This window comes from Nostoc sp. UIC 10607, from assembly GCF_047228265.1.
GTDB lineage: Bacteria > Cyanobacteriota > Cyanobacteriia > Cyanobacteriales > Nostocaceae > Nostoc > Nostoc foliaceum_A.
In genome coordinates this window covers 212083-232070 of the sequence record NZ_JBIQNW010000005.1, presented here as the reverse complement: position 1 = coordinate 232070, position 19988 = coordinate 212083, and the positions used below count along the sequence as shown (strand labels likewise).

At 40.7% G+C, this 19988-nt stretch carries 12 protein-coding genes, 1 tRNA gene, 1 pseudogene and 1 riboswitch; of the genes and pseudogenes, 9 read left to right on the top strand and 5 right to left on the bottom strand.

Annotated features, from left to right (window positions below):
• Positions 1–298: 298 nt before the first annotated feature.
• Positions 299–442: riboswitch (cobalamin riboswitch) on the bottom strand.
• A 239-nt stretch (positions 443–681) separates the two neighbouring features.
• Positions 682–766 (top strand) — tRNA-Ser (locus ACEYW6_RS07170).
• A gap of 192 nt (positions 767–958) precedes the next feature.
• Positions 959–2131 carry a CapA family protein gene (locus tag ACEYW6_RS07165; protein WP_412979170.1) on the top strand — a complete coding sequence of 391 codons (1173 nt, stop codon included), beginning with the start codon at positions 959–961 and terminating at the stop codon, positions 2129–2131.
• A 115-nt stretch (positions 2132–2246) separates the two neighbouring features.
• Here the strand turns inward: ACEYW6_RS07165 and ACEYW6_RS07160 are convergent, their stop codons facing one another.
• Complete coding sequence (locus ACEYW6_RS07160) at positions 2247–3851, bottom strand: serine/threonine protein kinase (RefSeq protein WP_412979169.1); 1605 nt, start codon at positions 3849–3851, stop codon at positions 2247–2249.
• A 409-nt stretch (positions 3852–4260) separates the two neighbouring features.
• On the opposite strand from ACEYW6_RS07160, the gene ACEYW6_RS07155 reads away from it, so the two are divergent.
• Complete coding sequence (locus tag ACEYW6_RS07155) at positions 4261–4998, top strand: DUF3598 family protein (RefSeq protein ID WP_412979168.1); 738 nt, start codon at positions 4261–4263, stop codon at positions 4996–4998.
• 23 nt (positions 4999–5021) lie between these two features.
• Here the strand turns inward: ACEYW6_RS07155 and ACEYW6_RS07150 are convergent, their stop codons facing one another.
• Positions 5022–7091 (bottom strand): BamA/TamA family outer membrane protein, encoded by a 2070-nt coding sequence (locus ACEYW6_RS07150; RefSeq protein WP_412979167.1) that lies wholly within the window; start codon positions 7089–7091, stop codon positions 5022–5024.
• Positions 7092–7230: 139 nt separating this feature from the next.
• On the opposite strand from ACEYW6_RS07150, the gene ACEYW6_RS07145 reads away from it, so the two are divergent.
• Entirely contained in the window at positions 7231–8595 is a 1365-nt protein-coding gene (locus ACEYW6_RS07145) for a lipid-A-disaccharide synthase-related protein (RefSeq protein ID WP_412979166.1), read from the top strand.
• A gap of 67 nt (positions 8596–8662) precedes the next feature.
• Here ACEYW6_RS07145 and ACEYW6_RS07140 read toward each other — a convergent pair whose 3' ends face one another.
• A complete protein-coding gene (locus ACEYW6_RS07140; RefSeq protein WP_196512209.1) occupies positions 8663–9385 on the bottom strand; it encodes a response regulator transcription factor in 723 nt (240 codons plus the stop codon).
• A gap of 321 nt (positions 9386–9706) precedes the next feature.
• Between ACEYW6_RS07140 and ACEYW6_RS07135 the strand changes: the two genes are divergently transcribed.
• From ACEYW6_RS07135 to ACEYW6_RS07120, 4 genes and pseudogenes are all read left to right on the top strand, one after another.
• Positions 9707–10372 (top strand): hypothetical protein, encoded by a 666-nt coding sequence (locus tag ACEYW6_RS07135; protein ID WP_412979165.1) that lies wholly within the window; start codon positions 9707–9709, stop codon positions 10370–10372.
• A 325-nt stretch (positions 10373–10697) separates the two neighbouring features.
• Positions 10698–11099 (top strand): annotated as a pseudogene (locus tag ACEYW6_RS07130) (response regulator).
• A 116-nt stretch (positions 11100–11215) separates the two neighbouring features.
• Entirely contained in the window at positions 11216–12550 is a 1335-nt protein-coding gene (locus ACEYW6_RS07125) for a hybrid sensor histidine kinase/response regulator (RefSeq protein ID WP_412979164.1), read from the top strand.
• Positions 12551–12585: 35 nt separating this feature from the next.
• The gene (locus ACEYW6_RS07120) at positions 12586–13710 is read left to right on the top strand and encodes a response regulator (protein WP_412979163.1); all 1125 of its coding nucleotides are present in this window, start codon (positions 12586–12588) and stop codon (positions 13708–13710) included.
• A gap of 33 nt (positions 13711–13743) precedes the next feature.
• Here ACEYW6_RS07120 and ACEYW6_RS07115 read toward each other — a convergent pair whose 3' ends face one another.
• Positions 13744–14199 carry a response regulator gene (locus tag ACEYW6_RS07115; RefSeq protein ID WP_412979162.1) on the bottom strand — a complete coding sequence of 152 codons (456 nt, stop codon included), beginning with the start codon at positions 14197–14199 and terminating at the stop codon, positions 13744–13746.
• 3669 nt (positions 14200–17868) lie between these two features.
• On the bottom strand, positions 17869–19308 hold the full coding sequence (locus tag ACEYW6_RS07110; protein ID WP_412979161.1) for an RtcB family protein: 1440 nt from the start codon (positions 19306–19308) through the stop codon (positions 17869–17871).
• 388 nt (positions 19309–19696) lie between these two features.
• Between ACEYW6_RS07110 and ACEYW6_RS07105 the strand changes: the two genes are divergently transcribed.
• Positions 19697–19894: a heavy-metal-associated domain-containing protein gene (locus tag ACEYW6_RS07105; protein WP_196512202.1), complete on the top strand. Its 198-nt coding sequence runs from the start codon at positions 19697–19699 to the stop codon at positions 19892–19894.
• Positions 19895–19988 lie beyond the last annotated feature (94 nt).

The following is a 19988-nucleotide window of genomic DNA, read 5'->3' as shown; positions in this document are numbered from 1 at the left end:
AACACTCTTGATGGTCGTTAACTGTTGATTGTTGACGGTTAACAGTCATCAGTCATCAGTCATCAGGTAAATGTACAAATTAAATGCGTAACAGCTTAGTAGTACCAATACTTATGCCTAGAAAAACTAGCACAATTGATAGCTACACTTAGAGGTGCAATTTATACCATAAATTAACTGTCTATCGTCTCGTAGCAAGCCATAATCTGTAGCGAATCTCTGGCTCTTTAAAGAAGTGAGACTGACTAATAGTAGAAATATTTATACTTTTGTTCATCTGTACCTCGCAGACGTGTAGAACTTATAAGTCAACTTCGGCGGGCATTCTGACTCTGAGACATAAGTCTCATCACAGCTGCGGGACAGCGCCGGACTTACACCGGACTTTCCCCGTTTCCTCTAGTGGCTGACCTCTACTAGAACCGAGTGAATTTTTTAAGTATATCACCGTTCAATAGTTCAGACAGTTTTTTCATGGCTCTATATAAATACATCTGTGGGTGTCATTGACTCACTAGGTAATTGCAGTAACCACGATGATGGTAAATGTCTTTGGCTTGGGCGTTCCCGAAGCATTCCGTTACGCAGATAAAGCGATAATGTTATAGTAGTATAGGAAATATGGTAAAATTTACCTTACTTCATACCATTTGAATACTCAAATGTGTGAATAATATAACTGGAGAGGTGTCCGAGCGGTTCATGGTGACGCACTCGAAATGCGTTTTGGGGAAACCCAACGGGGGTTCGAATCCCCCCCTCTCCGTTTAAAAGATTTCTAAAGAATTGGACAAAGCGATAATGTTTGGCTTCATAGCTGGCAGGTATGATTATTTGCAAGTATACGAGATTATACTTCAGTATTTACTTAGCCAAATGTTACCCAAACTACACTAAAATATACACCGTTAGTATAGATTTTTGGGATAAACTAATGCCATTGTGTGAGGAGTGAACGATGGCAAATCGCAGCATGGCGAGAGTGCTCTCATTTAGTTTTATCAGCATCTGTTTATATCTGGGCATTAGTATAGGAGTCGTTATCCGGCTTGGGCAATCACAGCGATTAAACGCTGCGACTACACCCACTGAGCCTGTGCAATTTCCATTAGCTATCCCTGAACTTACGCCATCAACAACAGAAGAACAAACCTTTCCAGACACTATTACTATCAAAGCCGTTGGAGATATTATTCCCGGCACTAATTTCCCTAACCATAGATTACCTCGGTTTCGAGATCAATTATTACCAAAGGCAGTGAGAACTCACTTGCAAGGATCTGATATCCTGTTTGGTAACTTTGAAAGTAGCTTAACTAATTATCCCTACACTGCCAAAGATATTAGTCGAGGACAAGTCTTTGCCTTTCGTTCCCCACCTGCATATGCCCAGCTATTTGCTGAAGCTGGTTTTAATGTGTTTAATATGGCGAATAACCATGCAATGGACTTCGGCCCGGTAGGGTTCAAAGATACAAAGAAAAATCTTGAGGCTGTAGGCATTTCAACATTAGGTCATAAAAATCAAATTCTCTATTTAGAAGCTAACAATATCCCCGTGGCCATGGTCGGGTTTTCTCCTTATGAAATGTATAATTCCATTCATAATTTAGGAGCAGCCCAAGCACTCATAACAGAAGCTAAAAATAAGGCCAACATTGTAGTAGTATCGATGCACGCTGGAGCCGAAGGAACGGGGGCACTACATGTTAAGAATCAGACAGAGTTTTTTTATGGAGAAAACCGAGGTAATTCGATCAAGTTTGCTCGAAACATGATTGATGCGGGAGCAGATTTAGTACTAGGACATGGGCCTCATGTTCCGAGAGCGATGGAAATCTACAAAGGAAAAATCATCGCCTATTCTTTAGGAAACTTTTTGGGATATCGAACTTTATCTACAAATGCCCAGACGGGTGACTCTATGATTCTAGAAGTCAAACTTAACTCTGCGGGAGATTTGGTATCAAGTAAAATTATGCCTGTGCGGATGGATCGGCAGGGAATCCCTCAAATTGATCAGCGTTTTCAGACTGTGAAACTTATGCGTTATTTGAATAATCAAGCTTTTCCCAAAAATCCGTTGAAGATTAATAAGAAAGGGGAAGTTATTGTACAGAAGCTTAAATAATTTAGCCAAAGGTGAAACTAGAAAAAGATGCTCTTATATTGGCAAGAGGCGTTCAATTGTAGATTCTAAATTTTGGATTTTATATTGAAGAAAAAATCTAAAATTGACTAATTGACTAATTATTATCATCTTCTAGCTTTTCCTGAAATTTCTGCTCATTCAGGGGTTGACTATCAGTCGGAGAATTTTGCTTTTCCAGTGTTGGTACTACTACAGCAGAAGGATCTGACTGTTTAGATTCTGTCGGTGGTACTGCTGGTATAACCACAGAATTTGACGGAATCACCGGTTGAGGGGAAGCAGAATTCTGATTAGAAGTGGGTAAGTTCTTTGGTGGCAATGGTGTGGGGGAAGCGTTACGAGATGAACGGATAGCCCGTAGTTTTTCGACTAGCGAGGGTGTGGGGGAAACGCTAGGTGAAGGTGTGGATTGCTCCAAATCGCCGGGTTGTGATTCTTGTGTAGGGCTGCTGGGAGTTTCTTGTGGGGAAGAACGACGATTACGCCGACGCTGCTTGGAATTAGAAACAGATGCTGGTTCGGTTCTTGAGGTGGTGTTAGTCTCTTCACCATTCTCTAGGCTAGGTACTTTCGCGGCTGGTTCTTGAGTTGGCTGTTCAAAAAGCGGCTTTGCGGTTGGCTGCGGCTGAGATTTAGGTAAGATGCTAGTGATGCCAAAACCTGCTGTAGCAGCAACCAGGGCTACACCTAAACTTATAAATATTTTAGATGACCCCAGTTTTTTTGTTAGTACATTTTCCTTGGTGATGTCTGGGTTGGGCTGTGCCAACGCAGATGGTTTATGAATGCGATTTTGGGCAGTTTTCCCAATTAAAGTTGCTGCCTGTTGGGCAGATAAATTGACAGTTGGCACTGCATAAGTGGGTAAGGCTTGCGGTGTCATATTCGCCCCATTTCCAGGTAGCAGTTGTAACCATTCAGCAACTGTCGCTGGCCGAAAACGAGACTCTACCGCCATACCGCGCATTACGGCCTGATTGACAGAAGCACTCAAGTGTGGTTGTAGTTCGCGGGGGGAAGGCATTTGCTCGCGATCTCGCAATAATGCTGGCATAGGAACTTGGGCTGTTAACAGTGCATACAAGGTTGCGGCTAAACCATAAACATCCGTGGCGGGTGTGCGCGGCGCTTGCGTCAAGTACTGCTCAATTGGAGAATAGCCCTCAGAAACCAGGCCCGTGTGAGTCTGCCTCACGCCGCCATTAAATTCCCTAGCAATGCCAAAATCAATCAGTACTACTTCCTGGGTTCCTTTACGAAGGATAATATTATCTGGCTTGATATCTCGATGTAACAAACCATTGTTATGTACTACCTGCAAGGCTGCCCCAATTTGCCGGATGTAATGAATTGCTGTGGCTTCAGGTAAAGGTATCCCTGGTAATACAAATGCGTCTCCCAAGGTTTCGCCAGGAATGTATTCCATCACCATGTAAGGCAGTCCAGCTTCCACAAAAAAGTCACTGACTCGAACTATATTTGGGTGGATACACGTAGCTAATCGTCTGGCTTCATCTTGGAATTGGCGCTCGAATTTCGCAAAATCAGGATGTTGTCGCAGCCGTTCATTGATGGTTTTCATCACTACCTCCTGACCTAAGTAGTGATGCGTAGCTTTAAACGTAATGCCAAAGCCACCCCGCCCTATTTCTTGAATTAGGGTATATTTTCCATCCTGCAAAATTGTGCCTGCTAACATAAAGAGTCCTGATTTCTGAGTCCTGAGTGAGCAGATAAATAACGAGTTTTGAATCTTGGGGAATTTCCAAAAAATCTTCCCATATTTTTGGGCAGGGTTTTCGCTTGTCTATCTTACGGGATGATTTAGTTGTTGGAATTCCCTAAGCGGGAAAACCTTCCCCTGATCGCAATAGTTTTATCTTTTTCATAGGATAACGCGAGAGACAAGAAATCCTAAAGGAGCAAACAGGCTCAAGCTGTGTCCCACGTCCGTGATATCAGTGAGAAAGTACGACTTTACATGCTAGTTGCTACAATCCCAAAGAGCTACCTAACCTAATATTACCTAAAATTTTTAACATATTATTTAGGCTTCCTATATGATTATTACTGTTGATAGCAAATAACAATCTAGACAACAGCTAGCAATGAATTCAGACACCATAACAAACGCCCAACTGCAAAACTGGGAAAATTTTTGCAGTCATATTGGAGACTGGCATGGAACTTGGAACGTTTACAATTTGGAGGGCGAATTAATTCGCTCTCATCAATGTGTCAGAAGTTTCCATTTAAGCAGTGATGGAAGTGAAATGAATCATCAGAATTATTCTACTTATGCTGATGGAACAAACAAATTAGAAACCTATGGCCCACATAAAAAACCTCACATAAGATCGCTTCATTTGAGCGATAGTTTTTCATGGGGTTCTCAAGAAGTAAAATCTGGCTCAGTGTTCTTTTTTGAGACTGGTTTTAAGCATCAAGATAGGCGTAGGAGTGCAGTTGCCAGATACAACGAAAATGGTACTTTAGATATTCTGATAATTTCTGAACACTTGGGAAGTCAAGTCGAAGAACCTGCTCTACCTCCTGCAAATGAATTAAGTGGTTGGCAAGGAATAATTACCAAAATGTCACCTGAGTGTATAGTGTCACCCGCAGTTTCAACTTCATGGATACAACTAGAAGATTTAAATAAGAATTATCTCACCTTGTGCTTGAAAGATGGCGTATCAATCAGTATCCCAAAATATATAGAGAGTGAAACAGAATTTTTTCTGGTGACAGAATGGCTGGTAAATTCTACTTTATTGCTGCGAGGTATTCGCCATTTCGATATATCTGGGTTTACAAGCTTTACCTTAGAAGTATTCAATCGCTGATGGCAAACATAGAAACAATTCTCTTAAAATCGCTGCCCGATGCCTAGATGCACCTTGCTTTCTCCCTGGTCATTAATGCCATAGTCAGCCCGGATTAAGCCTAGTGGTGAATTTAATCGCACTCCAGCCCCATAACCAAAACCATAACCTGGTTTGTCTCGCACACCTGCTGGATCTCCCAATACAGTATCACCAGAACCTAAGTCTGAGGCAAAGTCGGCAAATAATACACCCCCTACTATTGGTAAGACGGGAAAACGATATTCTGCGGAAGCTAACACATAACTGCGACCACTCCCTACATCTCCAGAATCGTAACCGCGTACTGAGTTGGTACCACCCAAGTTAAAGCTTTCGTAGGGTGGTAAATTACCAATAACAGTACCAGCTTGCAGATTCACCGCAAATACTTGTGGCTGTTTGGTGTTAAATAACTGCACTGGCAAATATTGGCTGTAATTGGCTTTGAGGCGATTTAGGGAAATATTACCTTGACCGATGGGCACAGATTGTTCTGTACTCAAACTCAAAACGGAACCTTGAGTTGGATTGGTGGCGTTATCTCGTTGGTCTTTGGTGGCGGTGAAGGATACGGTAGTTAAGTCATCAACGCCAGTTCCACTCGCAGATAGGGGATTGCCTTGAGCATCGGTTGGAGTAATATTACCTTGGCGATCGCGAATACTAGTTTGGGTATAGTTTAATCCTAAAGAGGTGTTCCAGTCGTCAATTGGTCGCTGTAAGCTGAAACTTCCGCCAATTTGACCTTCCCGCACTTTGTCGCCGTTAGCTAGCGTAATCTTGTCATCAAAAGTTTCCGAAAGTTCCCGATTACGAAAACCATTCACAGTGTACCCCAAGCGATCGGGGTTAGTTGTCCGATAGGGACTGATAAATTTGCTATTAAACTGCAAGTCTCGGCTACTTACAGCAAGATTCACACCTAAAGTATCATTAATACCGCCGACATTCTGATCTTGATAGCTAATTGTGCCTGTTAATCCCTGATCAGCATTGTAACTACCACCCAAGTTAACACCACGCGCCCCAGTTTCTTTGAGTTGGTAAACTAAATCTAGTTTGGTCGCATCTCCTTCTAAGGCAACATTCACAGTCTCAAATAAACCAGTCCGATATAGCTGTTGTATGTCTTGTTTAACTACATTTTCTTGGAATATTTGTCCAGGTTTTAGCTTGAGTTGCTGTTGCAGGAAATCTGGTTTGGTGCGTCCTCCCACAGGATTACCCTTGCTATCAAAAGTTTTGCCCTCGTCGTTGACAAAGCGAAACTTGATATCACTCACCAAGCCTTCAGCGACATTCACAGTGAGAATACCTTGAGAATTGGGTTTAATTGATAACACCCGTGCTAAGTTATAACCATTATCGGCGTACCACTTATTAATTTGTGCTACTGCTTGCTGAAGTCCAGCAGGACTGATGGTGGTTCCAATTTGAGATTGCAAACGTTGTTGGGCTATTTGGTAAGTAAGTACTTTAGCGCCAGATAATTGCAGCGATCGCACAATCACCGGTTGCACTTGATAAACTACATTCAATCCAGCCTGTGTGCTAAAGCTATTTACACTGACATTGCTAAATAAACCTGTATCCAAAATTGCAGTTACATCTTTTTGTAGCTGGCTTTGACTGGTTTCTCCACCCGCCTGAGTTTTAATGACTTTGCGAATGATATCCTGCAATTCTTGATTGGCTCCCACTACCTGTACATCTGTAGCTGTGACTACTAAATTGCTTTCAGTATTAGGGGTTTTGAGAGATGAGGGAGCAGGGGAAATCGGGGGGGTGACTTGGGAAATTAACTCTTTTGCTGACTTTAAGACTACTGTGGAATTTTTGTTTGCACCTGTTTGCACGGCGACGGGATTTTGGGAAAATTGTTGTGCAACTATAGTTTCTGGAGAAGCAATTGTCTCTACCCGTGCGGGAGTGTCTTCAATAATCGGCACTACCAAGTTACCAGCTTTTGCAGTTGGAGTAACGGTTTTAGTCGGTGCAGCAGTTGCTTGCTGAGTAATATTGGCAGCAGCTAAAGTAGCTAAAGTAAAAATAGCAGTAGCAGAAACTCGCATAATATTTAACCTAATTAACTGGGAGTTAGTTGTAGTGAGGCTGGCGAATAGGGATAATACTAACTTCCAGCTTCTTCGCCGATTTCCCTATTTATACCTCTTACCCCAACAGACAGTTAATTTTGATATTTTGTTTCTTATGAGTAATGTATCTCGATCATCTCTAGGTTCTAACTCCCAAGCTGCAACTTCTCCTTTGCGGTTACTTGTATTAAGTAATGGTCATGGGGAAGATATGATTGCAGTTCGGATTTTGCAAGAACTCCAACGACAATCAAACCCACCAGAGATATTTGCTTTACCTCTGGTGGGTGAAGGACGTGCTTACCAAGAGTTGGATATCCCCCTCATTGGTTCAGTCCGCACTATGCCTTCTGGCGGCTTTATTTATATGGATAACCGCCAATTAGTGCGCGATGTCCGCGGTGGTTTATTGCAACTTACCCTCAGCCAGATTAAAGCTGTCCGCCGTTGGGTGAGTTCTCAAAAAAAATTAGGTAATAAAAGAGCGATTTTAGCTGTGGGAGATATTGTCCCGCTGTTGTTTGCAACTTTCAGTGGCGCTAATTATGCTTTTGTTGGTACGGCGAAATCTGAATATTATGTGCGGGATGAAGCTGGATTATTACCACGGAAATCTAAAAATGCGCGTTGGGAAAACTTTTCCGGTTCAGTTTACCATCCTTGGGAACGTTGGTTAATGAGTCGTCGCCGTTGTAAGGCGGTGTTTCCTAGAGATGCGCTGACGACGGAAACATTAAAACAATGGCCAATTCCAGCTTTTAATTTGGGTAATCCCATGATGGATGGTCTAGAACCGACCTTTTCACGCCAACAATTTTATAGTCAGGATAGTGAACAGCAAGAGATAGTTCGGCCTTTCATGGTGACTCTTCTTCCTGGTTCCCGTCCACCGGAGGCATACAGCAACTGGGAAACAATTATGATTGCCGTATCTGCGTTGATGGCAAGTTTCCAAGAGCGAGATTCGGTATTTTACACTTCTGGCACAGTGGTGTTTTTAGGTGCGATCGCTCCGGGTTTAGACTCTAATATTTTATCCCAAAGTGTGCAATCCCAAGGCTGGCGCACTGAATCAGCATGTCCTATCCAAATTGCTGACCCAAATATCTTGACATTTAAACAAAGGAATGCTTATTTACTGTTGACACAAAAAGCCTATAATGATTGCTTGCATTTGGGAGATATAGCGATCGCAATGGCAGGTACAGCCACAGAACAGTTTATCGGTTTGGGGAAACCTGCGATCGCAATTTCCGGTAATGGGCCCCAATATAATTCTGCCTTTGCAGAAGCTCAAAGTCGTCTTTTAGGCTCATCTTTGATTTTAGTCGAGCAGCCAGCAGAAGTTGCGAAGGTTGTACAGTCCCTATTCAAAGATCCTGATATTTTGCAAATTATCGCCGAAAATGGTGTGCGACGCATGGGAAAATCGGGAGCAGCACGACGGATTGCTGATTGCTTGCAGGAACGGTTGGGTTGAAGGGGTATTGGGCATTGGGCATTAGTTATTCTCCCCCTGCTCCCCTTGCTCCCTCATCCCCAGTTCCTTAAGCCACCAACCCAGAACGTAAAGCTCTTACAGCAGCTTGGGTACGGTCATCGGCACATAATTTATTTAGAATATTACGAACATGGGTCTTTACAGTACCAACTGTAATGTAGAGTTTCTCGGCAATTTGCCCATTGCTACACCCAGCTACAATCAATTCTAAGATTTCCAATTCCCGTTGAGTTAGGGGGTATGTTTCCAAAACTTGCTCGTATTCTGACGCTAGTGCCTCGATTTTTACAGTCTTCGGTTTGTCAGAACTTTGGCTTTCTCCAGGTATACCTTGCCGCATTTTCCGCAATACCACGTTGGCAATTGCCGGATCAATCCAAGAATTACCGCCGTGAGTTGCTTGAATTGCCTCAGTTAATTTACTGATACTTGTTTCTTTCATGTAATAAGAATCAGCACCCGCCGCGAAAGCTGCAAGTACAGCATCCTCTGTGTGATCCATTGTCAAGATGAGAATCTTGGTTCCGGTCTGCCCAGTTTCAGCTTGGTGGCGTTTGAATTTACGGGTGAGTTCAATGCCATCCATATCAGGCAAACCGATGTCTACAACAGCTACATCTGGTTTTGCCGTTTCCAATAGTTTTAGTCCTTGGGTAGCATTTGCCGCTTCGCCAATTACTTTCAAGGCGCTGTGGGATTGTAATGCCGCTCGTAGCCCCATTCGCGTTAAGTCATGATCTTCAATTAAAATAATGCTAATTTCATTCATCGCTACACTCGCTCTTATGCTGTTTGCATCTTTCAAAGTATTACCTTTTGTAAGCACTATCTCTATATTTTCCCAAACCAAAGATAGATGATATTTCAACCTCTCTGCATCCACCGATAGAAATAATAAATATCCTACTTTTTTATATTTAGATAGAGGACATATCTAGCTGGAGATATATGGATACTTGCATAAAAAGTATGAAATATTGAGACGAATGCCAAATTACTCCTCCCTTGCTCAAAATTCAGCTTTCAGTTGCCATGTTCCATTAGTTAATTACTATTTTCTTGTATAAAGCTTTCAAAAAAGCTTACAAAAATGGACAAATTACAAAAAGTCAAAGTTGCCTTACGAAAAAGTAAACGATGGTTTCGAGCGATTTTTAACCAAACCTTTGGATTCATCGAATTGATGGAGCCAATAGACATACTCATGGAAGAAAATCGGATAGCCTTAAAATTTGGTGGAATCGCCAGTAACGAGGTAATTCGTCGTTCTTTGTGGGAAGCTTGCTGGTCTGACTTTTCACGGGATTTGGCAAATTTCTCCCCTTCAAGGAGAAAAGCTGGGAATTTTCCCTTAATCCTTGTAGGGTTAAGGGTTTTAGGTCTGGCGTTGGTTTTTCCAGATAACGTGAAAAGTCAGGCTCGATGGTGGACAATTTCAAAAGGAATTCAAGCACAACTAAGAAGTGTAATCACTCGTATGTCCAGATGGTGGGCAACTTACGGCTTACAAGTTCAACCCTTCAGCAATCAAAGTGGACAACTAATCTTATTAACACCAAAAGGATTGGAAGAAATTGGTATTCTTCCTAAAATTTACGAGAAGGTTTTGGTAATTTTCCAAACAGTGCGAGACTGCGATCGCCCGGAAAATCTTAACACAAGTCTGGCGATCGTTACGAAAATTGTCAAAATTTCAGGAGGTAGGATTACTTCAAATTCACAAATCGGTATAGGTAGTACTTTCTTGTTTACCTGATCTAAGCAATCTGATGAGTAAAACCACTCAAGCTTATGGTACACGATAATGGTATGCAACTCTCACCAATGGCTGACGACGGTCGCTAGCTCACTCATTTACAATTGTTTTAAGCTTAGTAAAGTATTTTATTTTACTTTATATCAGCTATGTTTGCTGTCTTCAGAGCAATAGTTTTCGGTTTGTTAATTGCTAATTGTTTTAGAATCATTGGTCAATTGCTAGAAGTTAAATTGCAATACTCTGGTTAATTTACCAGATTTAGGATACAACAGACTGAATTTAATCCAATAAAAGGCCTAAAAGAGTTATTAACATACTAGTAATGGAGGACAACGAAGTTGATGTGATGAATGTCAAGCAGGCATTCAATAAAGTTAATACTATGAATCTGGTTCACCTTGCAAGAAATGGGCTAGAGGCACTAATAACGTTGCACAGCAATCACGGACAGCATCCCGAAGTTACCACTAAGCAACACCCGGTTTTACTAAATTTGACTATGCCAAAGATGGGTGGCATCATATTCCTGCAAGAACTACGTTCTGACCCGCAATAGAGAGTAACTTCTGGAGTTGTAATGACGGTCTCAAATCAAGATCAACAGCGAGTGAAAGCTGAAAACTGAAATTTAGCTAAATATATTCTAAAGCCTTTAACCTTTCCTAAGTTTGTAGAGATTAGGGCAACGCTCAACAAGTATTGGATATTGTGCGAAATGTCTTAGTCAATCAAGTTACAGATTTTAGATGTCCGAAAATCTTATATTCTTTATTTAGTTGGATAATCTCAAAAGAGAAATGATATACATCAACCTATGTTTGGCGGCAAAAATAAAAACCGATGGAAGAGACGCTGAAAATTTTGGTTGTAGACGATGAGGAAGTAGACCGGATGGCAGTCCGTGCTGCCCTGACTAAAGCAGGTGTTCAGATGGAACTGTCTGAAGTAGGCGATGGCCATGATGCGTTTTCTGCCTTATCCACTACTGCCTATGATTGTGTTTTCCTCGACTATCGCTTACCAGACCAAGACGGGCTAACCTTGATTCAACAGTTACGTTCTTCGGAAATTAAAGTACCTTTAGTAGCCCTAACTGGTCAAGGAGATGAACAAATTGCTTTGCAATTATTGAAAGCTGGTGCTACAGACTATCTATCTAAGTCTAGGATATCTCCAGAGACGTTGGCACAGGTATTGCGGAGTGCAATTCGGATTTATCGGGCTGAAACACAGGCGGCTTTAGTAAAAGAGCAGCTCCGAGAAAGTCATGAACAACTCATTCGTAAGAACCAAGAATTGGAGAGACAACAGCAACAGATTCAAATGCAAAACTTCAAGCTATCGGAGGCATCACTACTAAAATCACATTTTTTGGCAACTATGTCTCACGAACTCAGAACGCCGATGAACGCGATTATTGGTTTTTCGCAGATACTGCTGCGTCCTAAGTTCGGTCAATTAACTCACCAGCAAGCAGATATGATTGAGCGCATCTTGAATAATGGAAAGCATTTGCTGATGCTGCTGAATGAAGTGCTTGACTTTTCCAAACTGGAGGCGGGACGATTAGACTTAAAGGCGGAAATATTTGATGTATCAAAGGTAATCAATCTCGCTGTAAGTGAAATGCGTTCCCTAGCTGATGCCAAAAATCTCTCATTGTTAGTGGAAACCGATTTGCAAAATAGTTTGGTATTTAATGATCCTGTTCGTGTCAAACAAATTTTAATTAACCTGCTCTCCAATGCCATTAAGTTCACAGAGTTTGGCGAGATTTGGGTTGAGGTTAAGGAACTACCTGCAAATCGAGTGGCAATTATTGTTCGGGATACAGGTATTGGCATAGCACCCAGAGATTTTAAACGTATTTTTGAAGCATTTCGACAAGTCGATCAAACTATTACTCGCAAATATCCAGGTACAGGTTTGGGTTTGGCAATTATAGATTCGCTAGTGCGAATGATGGGCGGCAAAATTTTTCTTGAGAGCAAATTGGGCATCGGTTCTATGTTTAAAATTGAATTGCCCCGTCAAATAACATTACCGAATATAACAGATGATGCTCCAGCTTTGCAGTTAGATGGTGACAGGATTTTTTGCTCTGCGAAAAATCCACATCATTTATCTTCCCAAGCTAGACAAGCACCAATAGGATATCCTAAATTTAAACTATAAATTACTTCCAAAAAAACGATAAAAATTTATAAATTATGTCTGTAGTTGAAAATAATAGAATTTATCGGATTCTCGCAGTTGACGATACTCGAGATAACCTAATTTTGGTTCAAACAATTTTAGAAAGTGAGGGGTATGAAATTGATTTGGCTTCAGATGGCATAAAGGCTTTGCGTCAAGTCGAACAATCTCCGCCCGATCTGATTTTGTTAGATGTGATGATGCCAGGGATAGATGGTTATGAAGTCACGCGTCGGATTCGGAAAAACCCAACAATTAGTTATATTCCAATTCTGTTGATTACAGCCTTTCATGAATCCAGCGTTGTCGAAGGTTTGGATGCTGGTGCTGACGATTTTATTCGCAAACCATTTGATACTGATGAACTATTGGCAAGGGTGCGATCGCTGTTGCGTCTCAAGCACAGTCTGGATGAACAACAAAAAATGGCCCGCCAACGAGAAGACTTTGTTTCTCGTCTGACTCATGATTTGCGAACTCCCTTAGTCGCGGCCGATCGCATGTTGAGTTTGTTTGAGATGGAAACATTCTGCAAAATTTCGCCGGAAATGAAACAGGCGATCGCAGTTATGATTCGCAGTAACCAAAATTTGATGGAAATGGTTAATACCCTCCTAGAAGTGTATCGCTTCGAGGCAGGTAAAAAAACGTTGAATTGGGAAGTATGCGATTTACGTGAGATATCTCAAGAAGTAGTGAGCGAACTCAGTCCTCTAACTAGTGAAAAAGGATTGATTCTGAAAATAGATACCAGTGATTTAGATTCACAGCGTAAAAATGCTGGTATTATTATGGGCGATCGCTTGGAATTACGGCGGGTGCTAAACAACTTGATTGCAAATGCCATCAAATTTACAGATACCGGAGGCATAACAATTCGTATTTTTGAAGGATCACCTAATCAAGCAAATCAAGATTCAGTAATAATTGAGATAGAAGATACAGGATATGGGATTGCACCTGAAGATCAGGCAACAATTTTCGAGCGATTTCGCCAAGGCAAAAATAAACGCTCAGGTAGTGGCTTAGGGCTACATTTATCTCACCGGATTGTAGAAGCGCACGCAGGAACTATCCAGGTTACCTCTGAACTAGGTAAAGGTAGTCTGTTCACTCTCCAACTACCTAAAAACATTTAACTTCTTCCACCTTCATATTGTTCTGATTAACTGCTAATCCTGACAAAGCTCAAAAGCTGAGTAAGGGGCGAATTTTCTTCCCAGTTCACGGCGAATTATAGCCTCTAATTCCTCAAGCATATAGGGTTTGCTGATGTAATCATTAAATCCAGCCTTGAAAATACGCTCACGATCGTCCGTGGTAGCTAAAGCTGTGACTGCCACTACTGGAATTGTACAAGTTAAGGGTTCTTGCTTCAGATGACGCACAACATCGATACCGCTAAGACCTGGTAACAAAATATCCAACAAGATTAAGTCTGGTTGATATTCTTTAGCCACCAGAACCGTTGCAGAAGAATCTGTTTGACAAATAAATCTACAACCCATTGACTCAAGAGCATAACTAATCAGCAAAAGACTATCATCATGGTCTTCAACTGCCAAAATCAAAGGCTGGTGAGAGTTTTGCTTCTTTTCATCACTCATGAATGAATGTGCCAAATACATCTCTTCTCCAGAAGATTTTATTAGGAGTCATCGTCTTTACTTGGGAGATACAGACGAGGCTTCCTGCGAACAATAAAATAGTGCTTAGTTAAGATTGGTTTGTGTTTTACTTTTGCCTAGTTGATAACTCTAACCCATGCAAAAATAGCTGAGATAAGAAAACCTCAAGCTGATGGGTTTAGCAGATACTTTTTGATTATACGCAAAATTACAGAATAATTTCTCAGTATGTTCATAATAACTTTATATAGAAATATCATATGATTATTTATAACAGTATCACTTGACCTATGTACGGTTTTAGGTTTTAAAGATACTGAATAAAGGAAGTAATCAAAGTTATTAACTGTTAAATTCAGTACTGGTTTTGGCGTACTGAATAAAATTCCAACACCATCTCAATTGCTTGTACAGAGGCGATTGAATAAGTTTTTACTAGTAAGCAAACTAAGAGATTGATTTTGATAGTTTCTAGAAAGGAAGCAGATGCTCATTATATATTGTTTCCTTGTTGACAATGATTGTTTATCAAAGGATGCTTCCTACTTTAGCATAGTGCGATGTCTACGACAGGCTACGCTGATGCAGAAATTTGTTTCTAGATTATTGATATTTTATTTAGTATTGTATGCTACAAAATATCAACAAACAGGATCATTAAACCTTAACCTTACAGGTAAGAGTGACGGCAATAGCCGGGCATTGAATAAAGCACAACCTTACATAAAATTGGTAAGTAGATCAATACGAACTCTGGTTCATAGTGAATATTAGAGAACCAAAGGTAAAAATTTTTATTACTTACTACCAAGTATTGTTTATTTAGGTTTATCTACTTGCTAGCGATCGCAAGATTATCTTTAGAAGATTCTTCCATAAATTACATTTAATTTTAGTTATTTTTTTATGCTTTAAAAGAGATTTTAATTAGCTGAAATAACATGAATTAATTACAGCATTATTTGAAGTTTTATGCAATCAAAGTTTTGCATAAAAATTTGACTAATTTTTTATTAAATTAGAGCATTACTGCATGTTGATTTGATATGTGATATATTTTATTTTGAATCCCATATATTTAAATTTTTCTCTATCCAAGGGGGGTTAAATTAATTCCTATATTATTGATGTTGCTAGATATCAGATTTTATAATTCTTGTACACACCCTAGAGGAAGATGACCAGAAGTTAGAGTAGCTCTAAATTAATTTTGGTGTGTCGAATAACTGCTTTCTATGGAGGTTTAGCTGAGTGCTAAACCTTTTTCATGGCTACTATCATCGTGTATTAACAGCTTCTATACTATTTGTATAGTACCTAACGGTAGATGTCTTGATAAACTAAAATATCTAAATTCTGCTGATAGACTTTTACCATTATCTAAGAGAATACTTTTAAAGTTTATATTGATGTATTAAATGTTTTTATATCCTCCAAAACCCCCTATTTTTAAGTGGTGCTTGGGAGGATCAATAAGATACCTAAAATCATATCTGACCACTTTTAAAGCAACCTTTAAGGCTTCGTTGAATACCAAGCCTTTATTTATATAACTAGCTTAACCGAATTTACAAATTATACTTATCACTCTATGTTTTTATTTAAGTAAGTTGTCATGAAGTATATTTTATTAGAAATTATATAAAGCACTGGTGCCAGATTCATATCCAAGTTTATAGAAATCTTTTTTATAGCAATAAATATATTATTAACTTGCCAACAGGTTGTAGATTTTTTGTAAACACACTATAGACAGATGAACTGAAATCAAAGTAATTCTAAATTAGCAAGGTATGGTAAACACTTGGTATATATAAGGCGTGGCTTTTAGCCATGCCTTTTTCGTGAGTAGCACTCAGGAAGTAAAATGTATAAATAGTTAGTAAAATACTTACTCTACAATTTTTGAATCTAACCTTATATCACTAAGAGATTAATATCAGATTACAGAATGTTTGACCTGGTACTAAAGGAATAGTAAATATCATCAAAATCTACTGGGTTAGTGTTATAAAATACCATCTATAAATAGACCAAGCAACAAAAAAACACCATTACCATATATGGATCGATATCCGTATCATTCTATGGATAGTAGAAATAACTATTTTACAAAGTTATTATTCAGCCTGTTAATGCCTGAAAAACGTGTATGTGCCCTGGAATAATACCCAGGGTTTTTTTCTAAAAATTTAGATAAGTGGAAAATAGACTTTTATCCGAGTAGAAGTAAATTGTTTGTCGAGATTGTTATCTACTGGATTTATGAGAAACAATAAAGGTATCAATTGTCAGAATCCACCTTGGGGATTCAAATCTGGCGATAAAGAGCCATTACTCAATGCAAAGTAGCGCCTCATAGAGAAGGGCTGAGACCAAGGGCAAATAGCCCAGCCTCTTCGAGTCATTTCCCTACAGCCCTTATCCTAAAAGAGACGCTGCTTCCCTTTAGGGGAACGGGCATCCTACAGCAGGCGCTAGCCTCTCCCTTTGGGATAACTACGGTGTACACACAAGTCCTAAAAACCCAGGTTGATAAGGCTTGACTCGTTCCCAGTCGGAGACTGGGAATGCATTCATTGAGTCTTTGACTCTAATGTCTGACTGGAGGCGACAGCCCCTAATAATCCATTCCCATGCAGAGCATGGGAACGAGAGAAATCCACCTTTTTAGCCTGGAAAGTGGCTCTGGGTCTACTTGTGTGTACATCGTAGCTTTGGGATAAGGAGAGCTTCAGCTTTTAGAATGTTTGTATACATCTTCTAGGAAAACTGAAGTCAACCTAATTCTAAATTAACTAGATGTGGTAAAGACTTGGTATATATGGAGGCTTGGCTTGAAACCAAGTCTTTTTCATACTTTAGGTAGATGTTTTGTATATTTTTTAATCAATTTTTAAATCAAAAAGTGAATGTTTTTACCAAGTAAAGCAATACCAGATTTCCAAATATTTATACACATCCTCTAGGATGATGATCTGTAATATAGAGTAGAACTAAATTAATTTAGTACGTTGTTAAGCACAGCAATTATTGAGGTTTGGTTCATAGCCAAACCTTTTTTTAATAAACAACCAGGAAATGTTATATCAGATTTCAAAATATTTGGATACAGTCTATAGAGAGATGAACTAAAGTATGAGTCAGTCTAAATTAATCTTGGTGTAGTAAATGCTTGGTATATATAGAGGCTTGGTTTAACCAAGCCTTTTATTATGACTGATCAGGTAATTGTGTATCAGTTTTCAAGATATTTGGATACAGTCTATAGGAAGATGAACTGCTAGAAAAGTCAGTCTAAATTAATTTGGGATGTCTGCTCAAGCACTAAATATGAGGTTTAGCTGAGTGCTAAACCTTTTTTGTCAGCAAGTGAAGAGAAAGAAGCGACACCGATAACGAGTCTTCTCCCTTCGTGCAGCGTCTCGTAGAGAAGGGGAGACGCCAAGGGCGTTAGCGAGTCTGCGAGCGTTATAGCCTGTCGTAGACATCGCTCTCATTGATGATGCTAAGTAAATTCCTATCTAACTAGCTGATTGCAAAATTATCATCCAAATTATGCAGTAATTGCATTAATACGGATTTACCATAGCTTCACAGATGCGATTCTAATATCAGGGAATAAAGATGGATACCCCTGGCTAATACCAGGGGCTTTTTATCTAGCAGCTACGCCTTAAACGTCAACACCGGACTCAACCGCGCTACAATATTGACCATTTCTGCCTCAACCTGCACATCAATCACAGACTGAATCGGTTTGTAGGCGGCGGGTGCTTCTTCAATTCGGCGTTCTTGACGCAGGGTAATGCAGTCTACCCCGGTTAATCCCAGCTCCGCCTCACTTTGAGATGCACCCCTGCGGTTGAGGTCGAAACGAGAATAAATTCTTCCCGCCCCATGTGAGGCAGAATTACAAAATGCTGGATTGCCTTTACCCACCATTAGATAAGAATCAGCACCCATTGAACCAGGAATAATCACTGGTTGCCCTACATGAGCGGGACAAGCGCCCTTGCGTGTTACCCATCCCTGACCTTCTGGCAAGGTGATGTTATGCGGCAAGTCATAAACTAGAGGTGCTTCTACATCTTTGTATACTTCTCGTAAACGCAGACGTAGCAGTTCAGCTAACAGCAGGCGATTGACAAAGGCATAGTTAGCAGCAGTGGCTTCAGCTTGTAGGTAACTGGCGACAAGTTCGGGGTGAGAATAAGTAGAGAGAGGAAAAATCTGAGAATCAGGGTACTTCAGACCTTTTTGCCAAGTCGCTTTAGCTTTATCTCGCCACATTCCCCCAATATACTTACCCACATTTCGGGAACCAGAGTGAATCATAAAAGCCAGTTGTCCCTCGCGCACTCCCCAGGCGTGGGCAAGGGTGCGATTTTCGACTTTATCAACTCGCTGCACTTCTACAAAATGATTGCCGCCGCCAATGGTTGCCAGTCCGCCATCGCGTACCAGTCCAGCATCGGGAACCAATTCTTCAGGTGCAAGTTTCCAGTCACCATCCATTGAACCACCGAAGAAGATGCGTTCGCTTTCTTGGGCAAGTTGTTGTAAATCAGATTTAACTACACTCCCCGTAGGCTTAACTAGCATGGCATCCAGCCAACCGGGAACTCCGTACTGAAATAGCGATCGCATTGCGTCAGCAGTCATTGTCACATCACGCGTACCAAAGAAGTAATCCCCCTTCATCTTTTCTACGAATTGGTCGCGCTTTGCCATGAATTCGTCGATTGTCAAATCAGCAACGTGCAGACGCATTCCACAATTGATGTCAGAACCGACAGCGCCAGGGATAACCTGACCCACAGTTTCCACAATTGAACCAATGGCAACACCCGCATCACCTGGGTGAAAGTCAGGGGTAGCACAGGCACGACACACGCATCCACCAGATGGGTGGCGGACGCTTGCTAAATTCGCTAACTGCTTCAACGCCTTAGCTTCTACCGGGAAGGCTTCTGGCAGTAGCACTTCTGCTACAGGGGCATCAGGATAATTAAGTAAACGAACTGAATAAGTACGATTGCTGTAACTTACATCCAAACCCTGCCGCTCTAAAGCACGCAGGAGACGTTTTAAATTTTTTGGCTGCATGAAAACTCCAAATAGAGCCTTAAAAAAGACTCTTTGTTGTGAAGAGAGTAGGAGACTTGGGTTCAGCAGCCGCGTCTCAAGTGGTGCGGAGGGTTATTTTCCCAGAATTGTGGGGAAAACAACAGGTTATCTAGCCTTGATAACACACACTTGCATCGGAAAACAAGTCTTTTGTCGCATGTTGTATTTTTAGCAATTTTTGTAATACGTATGTAAAGAAATTTGAAGTTGAGCTAAAAACTTTTAAAAATCTCTAGACTCTCCAGCCGACTGGAGAGTCTAGGATGAATTTAAGGCGACTCTCAACCAGAAATTTCTGACTGTTGACGGATGTGCCCTAGCCATCCACTTTGGTTTGGCTAGCTTTTCCACTCTATCCCGTAAATCTATGACTCTCCAACTCACAGTTCCCAACATGGCTTGTTCTGTTTGTGCAAGCACCATCACCAAAGCACTTCAGGCAGTCGATGCCAATGCTAGCGTTCAGGCTGATCCAACAACCAAGCTTGTCAGTGTAGAAACTCAAGCATCAGAAACAGCAATTAAAGAAGCGTTGGCTGCTGCTGGCTATCCAGTTGCTAACTAATTCGTAATTCGTAATTCGTAATTCGTAATTATTGGCGAAGCACTCGCGTGTAATTGTCTTTCTTGGCGATCTTGAATTAGTTGGGATCTAAATC

Coding starts and splice junctions, on each gene's coding strand:
- ACEYW6_RS07165 (WP_412979170.1), top strand. CDS start 959: ATGGCAAATCGCAGCATGGCGAGAGTGCTCTCATTTAGTTTTATCAGC.
- ACEYW6_RS07160 (WP_412979169.1), bottom strand. CDS start 3,851: ATGTTAGCAGGCACAATTTTGCAGGATGGAAAATATACCCTAATTCAA.
- ACEYW6_RS07155 (WP_412979168.1), top strand. CDS start 4,261: ATGAATTCAGACACCATAACAAACGCCCAACTGCAAAACTGGGAAAAT.
- ACEYW6_RS07150 (WP_412979167.1), bottom strand. CDS start 7,091: ATGCGAGTTTCTGCTACTGCTATTTTTACTTTAGCTACTTTAGCTGCT.
- ACEYW6_RS07145 (WP_412979166.1), top strand. CDS start 7,231: ATGAGTAATGTATCTCGATCATCTCTAGGTTCTAACTCCCAAGCTGCA.
- ACEYW6_RS07140 (WP_196512209.1), bottom strand. CDS start 9,385: ATGAATGAAATTAGCATTATTTTAATTGAAGATCATGACTTAACGCGA.
- ACEYW6_RS07135 (WP_412979165.1), top strand. CDS start 9,707: ATGGACAAATTACAAAAAGTCAAAGTTGCCTTACGAAAAAGTAAACGA.
- ACEYW6_RS07125 (WP_412979164.1), top strand. CDS start 11,216: ATGGAAGAGACGCTGAAAATTTTGGTTGTAGACGATGAGGAAGTAGAC.
- ACEYW6_RS07120 (WP_412979163.1), top strand. CDS start 12,586: ATGTCTGTAGTTGAAAATAATAGAATTTATCGGATTCTCGCAGTTGAC.
- ACEYW6_RS07115 (WP_412979162.1), bottom strand. CDS start 14,199: ATGTATTTGGCACATTCATTCATGAGTGATGAAAAGAAGCAAAACTCT.
- ACEYW6_RS07110 (WP_412979161.1), bottom strand. CDS start 19,308: ATGCAGCCAAAAAATTTAAAACGTCTCCTGCGTGCTTTAGAGCGGCAG.
- ACEYW6_RS07105 (WP_196512202.1), top strand. CDS start 19,697: ATGACTCTCCAACTCACAGTTCCCAACATGGCTTGTTCTGTTTGTGCA.